This is a genomic window from Bacteroides fragilis (assembly GCF_019583405.1).
Lineage (GTDB): Bacteria > Bacteroidota > Bacteroidia > Bacteroidales > Bacteroidaceae > Bacteroides > Bacteroides fragilis_B.
In genome coordinates, this window is record NZ_SZUU01000003.1 from 39,871 (window position 1) to 55,223 (window position 15,353).

Here is a 15,353-nt window from a genome sequence, read left to right on the forward strand (position 1 = left end):
GTTTCTATTTTTAAGTTAGTTTATCTTGGTACGATTGTAAATCCCCATTTGTATTCCTGGTTTGCCGGAATGTTGTAGCCCGGTTCAGGACGTGCGCCCCAGCTGTTATATCCGGCCACACCCTGCTGCTTCATATCTACACATACCTCAACGAAGTTTCTCGGTGAAATATCATTGATATGCGTCTTTCTCGGCAGTTGATCTTTGGCTTTGCTTTCATCGTGAACCAGTTCACCGGCATCACGGTTCAGCCATTGATAGGGGCGGGATACGGTTTCTTCTCCGTCAAAGTCCTCTACCGAATTGCGCAGTGCATTGAAGCCGATTGTTTTGTCTGCATAGATCGTCAGTCCCTTACCGCCTTTTTTATTCAGGGTCAGCCAACGGGTGTCGGTATGATGGCCGTTTTCCTGCGGACGTACGTACGGGAAGTACATATTGTCGGCGGTTGTTTTATAGAGGTCGATCAGAGTACCGGCATTACGGTCCACATAGTTTTCTTCCGGTCCGCGTCCGAAGTATTCTACCTGGTTCATTTCTGCAGGCAGACGGAAGCGTACACCGATACGGGGTACTTCCAGTTTAGAAGCAGCCTTGCGCGCCGCATCGCTTCCCGGAGTGAAAGTAGCCATCAGCGTTGCCTCGGAGGCTTCGGTCTTGGCAGCTTCCATATCGGTAGAAGTGAAAGTGAAATCAGCCTTTACTACACCCGAAGGATGGATGCGGTATGTAACAATGTAAAGGTTACCGGCAGCCAGCAGATAGTTGGCGGTCAATACGGCATCTTTGCCCTCCATTACTATGTTGGCGTCTACTACATTGAAGTTTTTGCTCGATTGTTTCCACACTTGCAGACGTTTGGGGTTACCGTTGCCATAGTCGTTATCGTTCGGTGCACGCCAGAAGTTAGGCTGAAGTCCGAAACCATCTTTAAAGTATTCGGTTCCGCCTACTTTATATGAAGAAACCAAGCCGGTTTTCTTATCAAATACGAAGCTTACCTTTGAAGAGGAAGCACTCAGTTCGTTGCCTTCTGCCGATACTTTCAGAGTTGGACCACCGGTAGCGAAAGTACGTTCACCCGGTTCAACCGGCATGCGGAACTGTTCGTATGCAATTTCGTGTCCAACCGGAATCAACGGCTCCGGTTCAGTCGTAGTTACGTTGAAGTATATGAAGTATTCGGTTCCCGGTTTCGATTTCAGTCCGCTTACCGGAATAGTAATTTCTTTACTTCCCTGTGGCTCTACATTGACTGACATTTTACCACCTTTCACCGTTTTTCCGTTTGCTTTAATGGTATACGAGATCATATACTTCTGCAGGTTTGTGAAGTAGAAACGATTCTTAACCAGGAATTTTCCATTGGCCGGATCCACCGGTTCGAAAGCTACGTTCTGATGAACATACTTCACTTCAGCCATTGCCGGATGCGGTGTACGGTCCGGACTAACGATACCATTGCAGCAGAAGTTACCGTCGTTCGGCGTATTTACACCATAGTCACCACCGTATGTCCAGAAGTGACGTCCGTTCTCGTCTACTGCGTCAATGCCCTGGTCCACCCAGTCCCAGATGTATCCACCCTGCAAGTTCGGATATTTATAGATTGCTTTCCATTGATCCCAGAGGTTACCGTTCGAGTTACCCATTGCGTGTGAATATTCGGAAGGGGCTATCGGACGGTCGCTGCCCCGTTTACCCATAGCTTCGAGCCACTGTGCTCCCGGATATTGCGGAACGTACATATCGGAGTTCCATTCCCACTGGGCACGTTCGTAGTTTACCGGACGGTCCATGATGTTTTTATCGGCATCCTTCAACCAAAGGTAGGTCTGATAGAAGTTGTAACCGTTACCGGCTTCATTACCCAGTGACCAGAAAGTCAGACTCGGATAGTTCTTGTTACGTTCGAACATGTTGATCGTGCGGTCCATATGTGCTTTCAGCCATTCGGGGGTGTTTCCTAACGTACCACCTTTTTTCAGGTCGTAGTACATGCCGTGGCTTTCGATGTTTGCTTCATCATATACATAAAGTCCGTATTCGTCGCATAACTCATAGAAGCGGCGGTCCTGCGGATAATGGCATAGGCGAACCGTATTCAGGTTATGTTGTTTCATCAATTCGAAATCTTTGCGCATCAGCTCTTCAGTCATATAGTGACCGGTAGCCGGATTGTGTTCGTGGATGTTTACTCCCTTCAGTTTCAGCGGCTGGCCATTGATAAAGAGGCATACATAAGGCTTTCCGTTACCCGCCAGTTGCTCGATCGGTTTGATTTCGATACGGCGGAAACCCACGTTAAACGGAATGATTTCGTTCACTTTACCGTTTTCTTTCACGGTCATCACCAGTTTGTAAAGATTAGGAGCTTCCGAAGTCCAGGTTTTGACTCCCGGGAGTGTCTGGTCGAAAGATACTGTGCGGGTTTCTCCGGCAGCTACATCAGCAGTCTTTTCTCCGGTGGCTACTACGTTACCTTTGGCATCGAGCAATTCGTATACCAGAGCCATGTTGCTGGCAGCCGAACCGTTATTTCTCAGGTCTGCACTCAGTTTGAAGATACCGTCTTTATATGTATCGTCCAGGGTCGATGTCACGCGGAAGTCTTTCAACGCGGCTTTAGGTTGTGAATAGAGGAAAACATCACGTTCGATGCCGCTGATACGCCAGAAGTCCTGGCATTCCAGATAAGATCCGGTACTCCAACGGTAAATCTTTAGAGTAAGTACATTTTTGCCGGGCTTCACGAATTTGTTGATCAGGAACTCCGCAGAGTTTTTGGAATCTTCGCTATAACCTACTTCCTGCCCGTTGATGTACACGTATACACCCGATTTGGCACCGGCCAGATGAAGGTAAATATCACGTCCGTCCCAATCGGCGGGGATATCGATGTCACGACGGTATACACCTACCGGATTGGCCTCCGGTAGAGTCGGAGGTTGTGGGTTACGGGGCTGGAATTCATAACCGTGATTGGTATAGATAGCCACGCCATGGCCCTGTACTTCCCAGTTGCCCGGTACTTTAATATCTGTCCAGTCGGCTGTGCTCACCGAAGGGTCAGTGATGTTAGCCGGCAGATTCTTGTATGAATCTACAAAGTAGAACTTCCAGGTTCCGTTCAGAAGTTGATAATATTTGCTTTTTTCGAACTTTCCGGTCAAGGCGTTCGCACGGTTTTCGTAGGTCATAAATGAAGAACGGGGGTATTCTTTATTTACGGCTACTACCTGTACGTCTTGCCAGTAAGGCTTTTTCGGTTCGTTGCCGGCCGAAGCAAAAGCGGAGGCCATCAGGAGGCCACCCAGCATAAGGCTATTTAAGGTATGAGATAGTCTTAATTTCATGTTTCGAGGGTATTAGAATGATAATTTATTTAACTTTTATATGATCAAAGCCTTCTCCGTATACACCGATCACTGCGCTTTGCGAAACAAAAGCAGTCGGATCACAGTCTTTTATCAACCGGAAGATAATGGTTGATTCCCGTTTCTTAGCCAGGACGAACATCATCTTCTGCTCTTTGCCGGTATAGAAACCGGTTGCATTGATGACGGTCACTCCCCGGTGTGGATATTCGTTGATGCGTTTGCCTATTTCTTCGTACTTGTTGGAGATAATGAAGAATTGTACGGATTGTCGTGCACTGTTCACCACCTGGTCCAGCACAAAGCTGCAAACATAAAGAGTCACATATCCGTAAACTACCTTTTCCCAGTCTTTCAATACAAAGTAGCTGGAGGAGATGATAATCAGGTCACAGATCAGCATGACTCTTCCCAGAGTGATGTCGCGATATTTGTTGATAACAGCCGCAATGATATCTGTTCCTCCGGTACTTCCGTTGGCCGAGAAAGCAATACCGATGCCACTTCCGCAGAAAGAAGCACCCAACACGCAAGCCATGAACGGCTGATCGTGTAGTAAGGTTACGTTCGCCGTTAATTTTTGGATGATAGACAGGAAGAAGGTTAAAGTGAATACACCGAATATGGTTTTGAGACTGAATCGAAATCCCAGCACTTTGAGGGATACCATCAGCAATACAGCATTGATGGCGAAGTAAGTGTATTGAACCGGAAATCCGGTAGCGAAATAAACAATAGAGGCAATGCCCGGCACTCCACCGGTGGTGATGTCGTTAGGAAGCAGGAAGAGAGTCCAACCGATGCCGTAAAGGATCATTCCCAAGGCAATCATTAAGTAGTCTTTCGTTTCTCTGATTACTCCCTGTTTAGAGGGCTTTGATATTTTCATCTTCATGGATGGGTTGTGTAGTCTTATAATCGGACACGGATTTCATGAACCGGCCGGCATTGCGTAGCGAACTACTTGCCGGAGGACTCGTGAAACCCGTGTCAAAAAGAGGTTTTATTATTTTGCGAAAGCGTGTCTGTAACCTTTCACCTTGTTCCATGCTCCACGAGTGAAGTCAGGGATAGTTACCGGTGCAGAGCTGTTTTCGATAGAAAGCTTGGTCAGGTCGGCCATGCAGCACCATTCTGCAAGGTCATAAACGTCCATATCCAAAGGAAGACCGTTGCGCAGACAGTAAACCAGACGGTAATCCATGATGTAGTCCATACCACCGTGTCCACCTACTTTTTTAGCTGTTTCTTCCAGTTCTTTGTGGATCGGGTGTTTGTATTTATCCATCAGGGCTTTTTTAACGTCAGCGGGTACAGAGCCGTGTGCGTTCAGCTTTTCGTGGTTAGGTACGTCGTTTGAAGCGATCTGAGTCGGACGCATGCAGTATTCTTCGATAGGATATTTGCTTGCATAACCGTCGGCACCTACTACCTGATACATACGGCTGTAAGGACGCGGAGTCATTACGTTGTGCTGAATCAGGATCGTTTTACCTTTTTCCGTACGGATCAGTGTAGAAGTCTGGTCACCGTTCTGGAAATCTTTTACTTCTTTGCCGGTTGTTTTTTTGATGTATGCCGGACCGTTGACAGCCTTTGTATCCATAGATACGAGGTAGTTCATTTTGTCACCACGGTGAATGTCGAGCAGCTGGCAAGCCGGGCCCATACCGTGAGTGGCATATACATCGCCACGATGATTCTGATTGTAATCCATACGCCAGTTGTTCCAGTAGTATGGCCAGAAGTCTTCGAGGTTGTGGATGTAAGCACCTTCTGTGTGAAGCACTTCACCGAATACGCCTTGCTGAGCCATGTTCAGTGTAGTCAGTTCGAAGAAGTCATATACACAGTTTTCAAGCTGCATACAGTGTTTGCGAGTTTTCTCTGAAGTGTTGATCAAAGCCCAGATTTCATCCAGCGTCATTGCCGAAGGAACTTCGATGGCAACGTGCTTGCCGTGTTCCATGGCGTAGATAGCCATCTGTGCGTGATGTTTCCAGTCAGTCGCGATGTAAACGAGGTCGATATCGTTACGTTCGCAGAGTTTTTTCCAGGCATCTTCGCTACCGGAGTAAGAAGCTGCTTCCGGTAAGTTTGCTTTTGTCAGGATTTTCTGTGCACCGGTTACGCGTTCGGGGATAAGGTCGCAAAGGGCTACGATCTGTGTTCCGGGGATGTGAGTGAAGCGTTCTACTGCACCCGGTCCACGCATACCCAAGCCAATGAATCCGACACGTACCACGTCGAGTTTAGGAGCAGTCAGTCCGACTACGTCTTTTTGTCCGGCGGGACGTACGGGCACTGGAGTCTCGATAGGCTTGATGGTTTGTGCTACGGCACCGGAGGTGCATGCAAACAGGGCAAGTCCGATAAACAGGGCATTTAGATGTTTAAACATGTTTGAATAAGATTTGATTAGTTAATAAAATTGTTGTTAATAATAGTGTTTCATTTCTATCGCGCAAAGATAAGAATACTTTTCACAACTCTTATCTTTTATACGATTAAAACGTTCTCTGTTACATCTTTAATTCATAGATATTCCGGTTATTATTATAACAGGATAATTCCTGTGACCTACAGAGATGGCTGCTTCTGTTCTTCAACGGAAGTTGCCATCTCTGCAGCAGGTTGGCTTTTCTTTCTGCAAAAGCCTGATAATGTCATCTTTTACAAGTTGTTTGAACCCGGTAGTGCAATGTTTGTCCGGGGTATATAATGCTGCGTGTAGTGTGTTGTGGGTTGCAACTCTGTCTTTCATTCTTCTGTTCCTTTTATGAGATTCTTTTCCTTTGTTAGGTTGCTCGAGCTTATTATTTACTTTTTGATCTACGTTATAAATACACACCATTTGAGGGCTACCCTCGGTGTAATAGTTTTAATTTATATTATTTTAATAAATGACCGGCTTTAAAACAGCTTTTGATTTCTGAAAGAAGAATGGCTCAATCGGTGTGATTCTGATAGTATATCCTGTTTTTTGCTGACTCACAATTGGGATAAAATGCCTCTGGCAGAGAAGAGGGTTGCATAAAAAACGGATGTAAACTGCAAAAAAATACGTAAAAGGTGAAATTTTTCCAATATCTATGCATGAAATCTTTTAAACGAAAGCTTTCTTTCTTTAAAAGGGAGGCGGCATTCGTTTAGAACCAACGCTCTATTTCATTAGAACTAAAGTTACATTAGGTCAGAAGATAAAAATCATTGCTCTTATTCTGCCTCTTTTCCACTTTTTAGCCGTGTGTCGGTAGGTGTCGGGAAAGTATCAGAATGTAGCTGTTTGCCCCTTTCGATGAAGATGAATGTGGCGCTTTTGCCGGAAAGGGTAGGGATCTGTATCTAAACAGGTGGGAAAGGTGATATTCTGCAAAAGCCTGATTGCCGGGAAAGGCGTTTTTTATCACTGCAAAGAAAACTACCCGGATATAGTAGAAGCTATACCGGGTAGAAAATACAAAATGACACTATATATACACTCTTGACTTTTTGTCGGAGTGCATTAGGGGTTCAACTCGATCCATTCACCGGCTTGAGTATCTATGTTCAAGATATCCATACCGGATAAAGTATAGTTCTTATTCGGCTTCAGTGTACCGGGACGGGCTATTTTCAACATGCCGCCTTTCTCCGAATAGATGCGTACCCGATTGATTTCTCCACCTTCCATCCGGGCGGATACCAGGAATGCACCCACGGCGCGTAAGCTTTCGAAGGATACATCTTTCCATTCTTGCGGTATTGCCGGGAAGATGCGTATTACGCCTGTGTGACTTTGCAGCAACATTTCTTGTATGCCTGCTGCAAAAGCGAAGTTGCCTTCGAGCGTGAAGGGGCGGTAAGTGAAGCGGGATTTGCCGCTTTGGGTCTGGTCACCGTTGGCATGGAAGGTGTTCTTCAGGCAGAAGCATTCCGCAAAGGTTTTCAGGGCTTGTGCGGCACCTTCACCGTCGAATGCACGGGCTTTCATATTGGCGAGCCAACTGTATGAATATCCTGTCCAGTAGTCCGGCCCCACTTCATCGAGTCTCTTCAGGGTGGCGCGGATGATGTGTTGTGACTTTTCTCCGTCGCTCCAGTCTATCAGTCCCAGCGGATGGATAGCCATGGCATGTGAAAAATGACGGTGTGATTCTTTGTAGGGATATCCTTTGGCGAAAGTGAGGCAACCTTCTTCGTCTACGTCGTAATCCGGTAGTTGGGCTTCCAGGGATGCCCAGTGTCCGGCTTCGTCGGCCAGGTTCAGTTCGTGTGCCAGTTCGGAAGCAGCCTTAAAGAGGAAGTGCATCATTGCCAGGTCATAATTGGTCATGTCGCTGAACCATGCTTGCAGGGAGTTGTCGAATATTTCGGGACTTGAGCTGAATTCCAGTTTACGTACTCCTTCGGGGGTGACTTCTGAAATTTGCTCCAGATAGATTGCCACATCCTTAATGAATGGATAAGCACGCTCTTTGAGGAAAGTGCGGTCTGCCGAATATTTCCATTGCAGATAGAAGTGTTGTGCCAGCCATGCAGCTACGGTTTGCGACATGGAGTATTGTATCCATCCCCCCATGGGTTCTCCTGTCAGGGTGCAGACCCCCGGTATATTCATCCCTTCGGTACCGAAATACCGGCGGGTGTAGCGTTTGTATGCATCCCGTTGGTTCCACAACGTGTTCAGATAGCCCATTCCTTCGGTCAGGTGATTGCCTGTATAGGCCGGCCAGTAACTTAGCTGGGTATTTAAATCGTGATGATAGTCTCCCTTCCAGGGCGGAAGTTTGCCGTTATCGGCTGTCCATACGGCCTGCAGGGAGATGGGGTATGAGTGTTCGCGGGTAGTGGAACCGAATTTATACATTTCGTTCTGATACTGTTTTTGCAGTACAGAATCGGGTAGAGTGATTGATGATTGTGCCCAGTACTTGTCCCAATATTCCAGGTGTGCCTGATAATCATGCTTTAGACCGCGTTGTAGGGCGGCTTCTGCCTTTTCGGAAGCTTGCTCGCCGGATAAGAAAGAGGTGACGCTCCAAGTACCGTACAAGGTTTCGCCTTCTTGTTTCCAACAGACTGTTACGTCATACGAGAAGTCTCCGTACCCCTTTTGATGGTAGGTTATGTGGTTTCCTTCACGAACCACTTTTCCTTGTTGATAGCCCAATCGGTGCAGATCTTGTCCCGAAACCGGATCGAGGCTGCCATCCGGCTTCGTTTTATTGTATACAGGAGTGATGATGGAGGGTTCTATCGGGGTTTTCAGGTTACGGAATACAAACCATCCGATCGGTTCGGTAGCATGAACGAAAGTTTGCATTTGTGTACCGTCTGCCCAGTCTGCTTCACATAAGGCATTGTTCAGGTAAAGTCTTACCTGAGTCGGAGTGCCGATCTGCTCTAATGGAAATTCGATGGCAGCTCCGGGAATCTTGGATGGCGCGGGATTCATGTCATAAGGCCAGTCCAGCTTTTTCTGTACGGGCAGATAGTTCTTTTGGCGAATATGTTCTTTTACCCAGGAGAAGCGGAAGTTATCTCCCGACAGACTGTCTACCGGACGTAAATCCCATAAATCGGTTCTGTCCAGTGACAGGCGTAGGGTGGAGTCACGTTGCCATACCAAGGCACCGACGGTGGCATTTCCCAAGGGCATTGCTTCGTCCCACGACCGGGCAAGTCCGGTGAATACAAGATCATTTTCAGAAGGAGTGACCGGACAATAGTCATACGAGTTGCAACTGCTCCACAGACCACAACAAAGTAGCAATAGTAGTTTGATTTTCATAATATTAAAAAAGATCGGTTTATAATGTTCTACTTTTAGACTTGCGTTATTATAAATACAATGAGAATAGCAGTCACCATAGAGCGACCGCTATTCTTTTAATGTATTTTAAGGTTTGTCTGACTATTTATTCAATAGCAATTCGATCGCCTTGCTGCCCTTGTCTCCGGATTTCTCTTCGGATGCCGGGGCGAAAAGTGCATCCAACAGGTAGACGGGTAAACTCTTTGTCGGGTTGAAATGCCCGGATGACACATAATTACGGACAGACGTTAGTAACTGCTGCATCGCAGGTCTTTCATCGATTTTCTTTTCCGGATCGGCACAGAGCACGAATAGTTTTCCTTTTCCTACCTTAGCTTCGAACGAGATACCCAGTTTTTGGTTGGTCTCGTATGAGTCGATGCTCTGTATCAATGGGGTGATTTCTTTCAGTTCGTCGAGTTCCAGGGCTGTCGAATAGTTCAGGATGTCCCACCATTGCCAGTCGGCATAGTTCCGGGTGGGGAAGTCGAGAAAGGCAGGATGCTCGTTATCGATCAGTGTACCTACGATCATTGGATTCCAGTTGAACATAATCGGGTTCCAGAAATGGCTGGCAAAGTGCGCTTTGCGTCCTTTACACTTTTCTGGAATTAACAGTACATTCTTGCCTTCGTTGAGCCACTGTTTGGTTTCGTCGTTCCAGGTACGGGTGTAGACAAAGTTGTGCTGTTCCGTTTTCGGTTGTTCCGGATATACCCACACATCCCATTCATTGCGTATACCGCCCAGCTCTGCCTTCAAGGTCAGTTTGCGGGCACTGTCCATCCCGTTCAAGGGGAGTTCGATGATTCCGAGTGAATCTACCGTAGCAGGTTGTATGCTTTTTGTCTTCAGGCTTCCTTTGTGGTATACGGTTCCGTCTTCACCGGTCAGTGTCCAGTTCAGTTTCCGGCTGTTCAGGGCATCTTTGCCGAAATGGTAAATCTCCATTTTTGCCTTTAGTTTTTCCCCGTTTCTGAAAGTGCGTTTGGGTAAACGTGCCAGGAGTACGGTCGGAGCACACGATTCTCTGAACTTTTCGGGTGTTACCAGTCCTTTGCTTTCCCAGAAAGCGTCGAGGATGCCTACAAAGGCACTGCCCTGTCCGGGGAAATCGGCCAGTCCCAACAACTGAAAACCACCGGAGTTGCGAGTACGGAGCAGAGATTCGTTTACCTCTTTATATTGCAGCACCGTATGTGCTCCGGTTGCCCGGAAGAAATCGTTGGCTTGGTGCAACATGCCGTTTTTGGCAAGCCGTTCGCGGAATACCTCGAAATTGCGTGCTTCTACAACGCCGGTATATTTCTTAATTTCCTCAAAGTTGGGATACATACAGCGTTGTCCGGTTTCGTGAGCAATCACCGGTACATTGATATCCGATTCTTTGCAACGGTCCCAGTCTGTCGATGGCTTTCCCTCGTATACGGTAATCCATCCTTTCGAGGTAACATGCGACACATAGTACTGATCCGAAGGAGTATGAGTACGTGCGGTCGAGGCGCTATAGAGCCGTCGGTTATCATACTTCTGTGCCTTTTTTACCAGAGCTTCCAATACGGCGAAGTCACCTTCGTTTTCGTTGCCGTTACACATCAGGATGAAAGAGGGGTGATTGCCATAGGCATCGAGAATGGCATACATCTCTTTTTCAAAGAAATCACGCCGGTCAGGATATTTACCCACATCTTTGATCCACATGGGAAGTTCGGCCTGGAGATACATACCTACTTCGTCACCGGCTTCGAAAGCTACTTCCGGCGGACACCAGGAATGAAAGCGTACGTGATTCATTCCATATTCTTTAATGGTGGTGAAGATGCGTTTCCAGTCATCCACATTTGTCGACGGATAACCGGTCAGGGGAAAGACTGCACAATCCAGTACTCCACGTAAGTGAATGTCTCTTCCGTTCAGGCGGATATGATGTTTACCCTGCTCTACGTTCCGCATGCCGAAAGTTCGGGTTTGAGTATCTGTCTTTCCGTCTACGTTCCAACTGACTTCTATCTCGTATAAATAAGGTGTGAATTCATCCCAGAGTTTCACCTGATTTCCCATCGGGAGAGTTTGATGTATGCCTGTATGTACCTGAAGACTGTCTGCATTCAGTGCTTGGCGGGCTATTATTTTACCTCCTTGCTCGCGGATGCATAGCTCCAGTTTTCCTGTCTGTCCGGTCTTTAGAGGAGTGGGTTGTACAGATACTTCCACAACTTTTGAGCTGACATCGGGGTATACATTGATCTGGCGGATATGCGCTTTCTCCTTGGCATATAGTGAGATGTCTCCGGCTATTCCGTTCCAGTTAGTCTGCGTATATTCGGTTGTTCCATGGTTCCATTGATCCATCGGATATTTAAGTGTATTGTTTACGCAAATGGTCAGTGTGTGGATTCCCGGAGTAAGTAGCGGAGTCAATACGAACGTGTTCGGTGTGCTCAGGTGCTCTTTCATTCCTGCCTCTTTGTCATCCACGTAGACGGTGGTTTCCCAATGGCAACGTTCCAGCTTCAGGTAAATCTCCCGATCCGCCCAATCTTCCGGAATCACTACTTCACGTTGGTACCAGGCGGCTCCCTGGTATTCGAATTTACGGCTTAAACGGTCTACGTAGCGTGCCGTATTTTTAATTCCTTTACCTCCCTGGTCTGTCGATCCAGGGAGCATAATGGTTTCAGAGAGCTTGTCCAGATAGAGCTCCGAACCGGGAGTTTTACCGAATCCCATCGGATCCAGTTGGAAGCGCCACATGCCCGACAAGTCAAGAGCATCATTCGTTAGGGTTTGCGCCATAGCGGTCATGGCAAGCATCAATCCGGTCAGGAGCAGAATCGCCCGGTACCGGGTGTTTTGAAAAGATTGTTTCATGATAGAATGGTATTCATTAATTTCCGGTGAATTTGTACTCCTTGATGATTGTTATCCATTGAGGCGGCTATATCAAAGAAGTGTTCGGCTTTTGTTCTATTTCCCAGTCCCAGATGTCCCAGTGCCATCAGGTAGTTGCAGTGAATGCGGTTCTTTTTATCCATATCGTCTTCCCAAATCAAAAGATCGGGTAAAGATACGGCAAAATAATCCATCTTGAATCGGTCGAAGAGATGTTCTTCTCCATAAGTAATTAATTGGTTGAACCGGCTGCGTGCCTTTTCTTCCTCTCCTAATTTCCGGTATGCCAGTCCTTGGTAGAATATTTTATCCGGCTTCTGGTCGTTGTAATACATGGCAGCGGCTGGATGGCTGTTTCCCGAACAGGCTTTGACGAACAGGCTGTGAGCCTCTTCCGGTCTCCCTTGTTGTTGCAGGATATATGCTTTGTAATAATTAAAGTCATTTTCTTGTGCTCCCGGTAGTTTCCCTTCACCCAAATGGGCAGGGTATATGTAGCATTCATCTATTAAGGTGAGTGCGTCATCATATTTTTTCCGGCTTATCAACTCCTTTGCCAGTTCCAGGCGTGCTATCTGATATTGTGCGGGTACTTTTCCTTCTCCTCCTTCCCACGGATGGAATTTTCTTTGGTCGATCCGTCGGATTGCTTCCCGATATTGCCCGGTTTGGTTCAGTAAAGTGACGTATTCCAGATACAGGTCGTCGCGGGTCATTACGATATCTATGTGCTGTTCCAGAAAGCACAGTCTTTCTATGTGCGGACGGTTCAGCCGTTTGTACAATTGATCCAGTTCCATCAGTACACGGGCATCCGTGTGATCCAGGCGGAATGCTTTTTCCAGTAAGGCGACAGCTTCGTCCGAGCGGTTCATTTTGTTGAAGTAAGCCAGTGACAGATTACGCCATACGGTGGGGAATGTCTCGTCTTCGCGCGAAGAGCGCTCCCAAGCTGCGATGGCAGTGGGATACCGGCGTTTATCATACCACAGATTTCCCAGGTAATAAAGTGCTTTGGGGGCTTTTCCCGCAAAATCGACTACACACTGAAGGGCTTCTATCGCTTCCAGGGCATTGGGGAAACAGTAATCGGCCGGTTCTTTTTCGGCAGCGTCAATGGCTATTTGTGCTTCGGCTGTTTTTCCTAAACGGATCAGGCACCAACTCTTGTAATAATGTAAGAGTGTCTGTTCACCGACAGGTCGAGCAATGGCAAGTTCGGCTACAGCCAGTGCTTCTTCAAATCGTCCGGCAGAAGTATAGTCGAGTACCAGGGCTTCGTAATCGGGTGCTCCACGTTTCATTAGATTCCGAAGTTGGATCAATACTGTTTCATCCCGGGTGATCAGGTATTTTTCGAACAGGCAGCCGAAGTTGAATGCATCTGTCTTCAAGGAGTCTTCTATCCAGGCAAGAGCTTCCTCCTTTTGTTCGAGATGGCGGAGTATGATTGCTTTCAGATGGCGTCCGCGCAGATTGTGCCAATTGTGAAGCAGGGATTTGTCAATCTCTCCGAGAGCTTCTTCCCAATTGCCACGGGACACGGAAATCTGGGCCAGCGAATAGTAGCCTGCATTTTGCCATGCCGCATTCCAACACGATTTGTAGAACGAATCGTAGGCTTCATCGTCTTTTCCCTGGAATTTTAGGGCAAGTCCGAGGTTATAGAAAGCTTCTCCATCGTAGGGGTTAGGATTCTTTTCGGTGAGTCGCGCAATGGCATTCCGAAGATATGGTTCAGCCTGCGCAAACTCTCCTTTGCGTATCAGCCATAGTCCCATGGCGTTGTTGCAACGTGCATCTCCATTGTCTCGGCGGAGTGCTTCCCGATAATAGTCGGTCGGGCAATAAGTGGCATGACGATATTGTTCCAGATGCAGTCCGGTCAGATAGAGTTCTTCGTTGGTTTTGATCTCTTCCGGTGCAAGGGCGGGTTTGGCCGCTTCCGGAACTGCTTTGATTGTTTCCGGTTCGGCTTTCCAACTAAGCTTTTCTCGTCCCTTGGTATCGTAGATAATGACTTCCGCTTCGTGAAGATCATTTATGGGGATCAGCCGGTCGAATACTTGTTCAGGCGAGAGGCTACCGATTTCCTCAAAGCGTATAACACCCGCTTGACGGACTACGATGCGTAATCCTTGCTGAGCCGAGGTGGCAAACAGCTTCAAACGACATTCTTCTCCTTCGGTTTCCAGATTCATTAAGAGTTCGGAGGAGGCGTTTTTCACAACTCCCAATTCCCGATAGGGCATGAAGTATTGGGTAAAAGTCTTCTCTTCATAAGGTTGCAACCAACTGAAGTCCGGTTGATTGTCCGTATAGACTCCGGTCATCAGTTCTATGTACGGACCGTCAGCATCAGTCAGGTTGCGGTCCCATGCCTGTCCGAAATCCCCGTTTCCCCAGGTCCATTGTTTTTTTCCGGGAGATATGTGATGGTTGGCCACATGCAGGACACCTGCCTGTGTATCATTTTCGTATCCGCCTACAAAATTATAGTTAGACCGGATTGCCATGTAGGAGGTCGGTACGGGAATATTTTTATATCTGGAAATATCCACGCCGGCGGAATAATCCATTTTATAGTAGGTTCCGGTAGCAATAGGATAACGAGACACGTCTCGTTTTCCATGATCGAATACAGCGTTGACATCCGATGGGAACACTGACTGATAGCAGTCGTTGACCGCTACGGCCGGATTGGCCCACCAAAGGAAAGTTTGTGGAAGCGGAGTCGGGTTGGAAACTTTTCCTTGTATCTCAAGTACGGCATGTCCCGGGCGGAGTGTAAATCCGGCTGTTCCTTTTTGACCGAACATCCGTTCCCGTTCGCTTACCCATACAACGACACTTCCGTCTTTACATCGTTCGATGCTGTAGTCCACCGGCAAGAAGGTGCTGGGACGGTGATGTTGAGGCCAGTTGAACTCAATGCCTCCGGAGATCCAGGGACCGGTGAGTCCTACCAGTGCCGGCTTTATTACGTGATTGTAGTAGATAAAATGCCGTTGCTTTACCTTGTCGAATGCCATTTGAATACGTCCTCCTAATTCGGGCAGGATCATGACTTTTATGTATTCGTTCTCCAGCCATACGGCATGATAACTTTTCTCTTCGCAGGTATCTTCAATTTTCTCGATGACCGGATACGGATATACGACTCCGCTGCTGCCCTGGTAGACACGTTTCTCCAGGAACATCGGGTTTTTCTCAGGGCGTCCGATGCCATAGGTAGGGAGCAGGATGTCTTCCTCCCATACATTAACACTTTTTCTCATCTTGTTTTA

Annotated in this window: 6 protein-coding genes; all 6 read right to left on the reverse strand. The window is 47.3% G+C overall.

Features of this window, described 5'->3' with window-relative positions; all coding sequences use genetic code 11:
• Nucleotides 1-20: 20 nt before the first annotated feature.
• The 6 genes from FDF36_RS07555 to FDF36_RS07580 all read right to left on the reverse strand — a co-directional run bounded on the left by FDF36_RS07555 (nt 21) and on the right by FDF36_RS07580 (nt 15,344).
• The gene (locus FDF36_RS07555) at nt 21-3,356 is read right to left on the reverse strand and encodes a glycoside hydrolase family 2 TIM barrel-domain containing protein (RefSeq protein ID WP_220390932.1); all 3,336 of its coding nucleotides are present in this window, start codon (nt 3,354-3,356) and stop codon (nt 21-23) included.
• Nucleotides 3,357-3,381: 25 nt separating this feature from the next.
• Nucleotides 3,382-4,272: a YitT family protein gene (locus FDF36_RS07560; RefSeq protein ID WP_032531179.1), complete on the reverse strand. Its 891-nt coding sequence runs from the start codon at nt 4,270-4,272 to the stop codon at nt 3,382-3,384.
• Nucleotides 4,273-4,383: 111 nt separating this feature from the next.
• The gene (locus tag FDF36_RS07565) at nt 4,384-5,778 is read right to left on the reverse strand and encodes a Gfo/Idh/MocA family protein (protein WP_220390933.1); all 1,395 of its coding nucleotides are present in this window, start codon (nt 5,776-5,778) and stop codon (nt 4,384-4,386) included.
• Between the two features lie 1,104 nt (nt 5,779-6,882).
• Nucleotides 6,883-9,150 (reverse strand): glycosyl hydrolase family 95 catalytic domain-containing protein, encoded by a 2,268-nt coding sequence (locus FDF36_RS07570; protein WP_220390934.1) that lies wholly within the window; start codon nt 9,148-9,150, stop codon nt 6,883-6,885.
• Nucleotides 9,151-9,273: 123 nt separating this feature from the next.
• Complete coding sequence (locus tag FDF36_RS07575) at nt 9,274-12,045, reverse strand: sugar-binding domain-containing protein (protein ID WP_220390935.1); 2,772 nt, start codon at nt 12,043-12,045, stop codon at nt 9,274-9,276.
• On the reverse strand, nt 12,042-15,344 hold the full coding sequence (locus tag FDF36_RS07580) for a DUF5107 domain-containing protein (protein WP_220390936.1): 3,303 nt from the start codon (nt 15,342-15,344) through the stop codon (nt 12,042-12,044). Before FDF36_RS07580 ends, FDF36_RS07575 begins: the two co-directional genes overlap by 4 nt.
• Nucleotides 15,345-15,353: the final 9 nt, after the last annotated feature.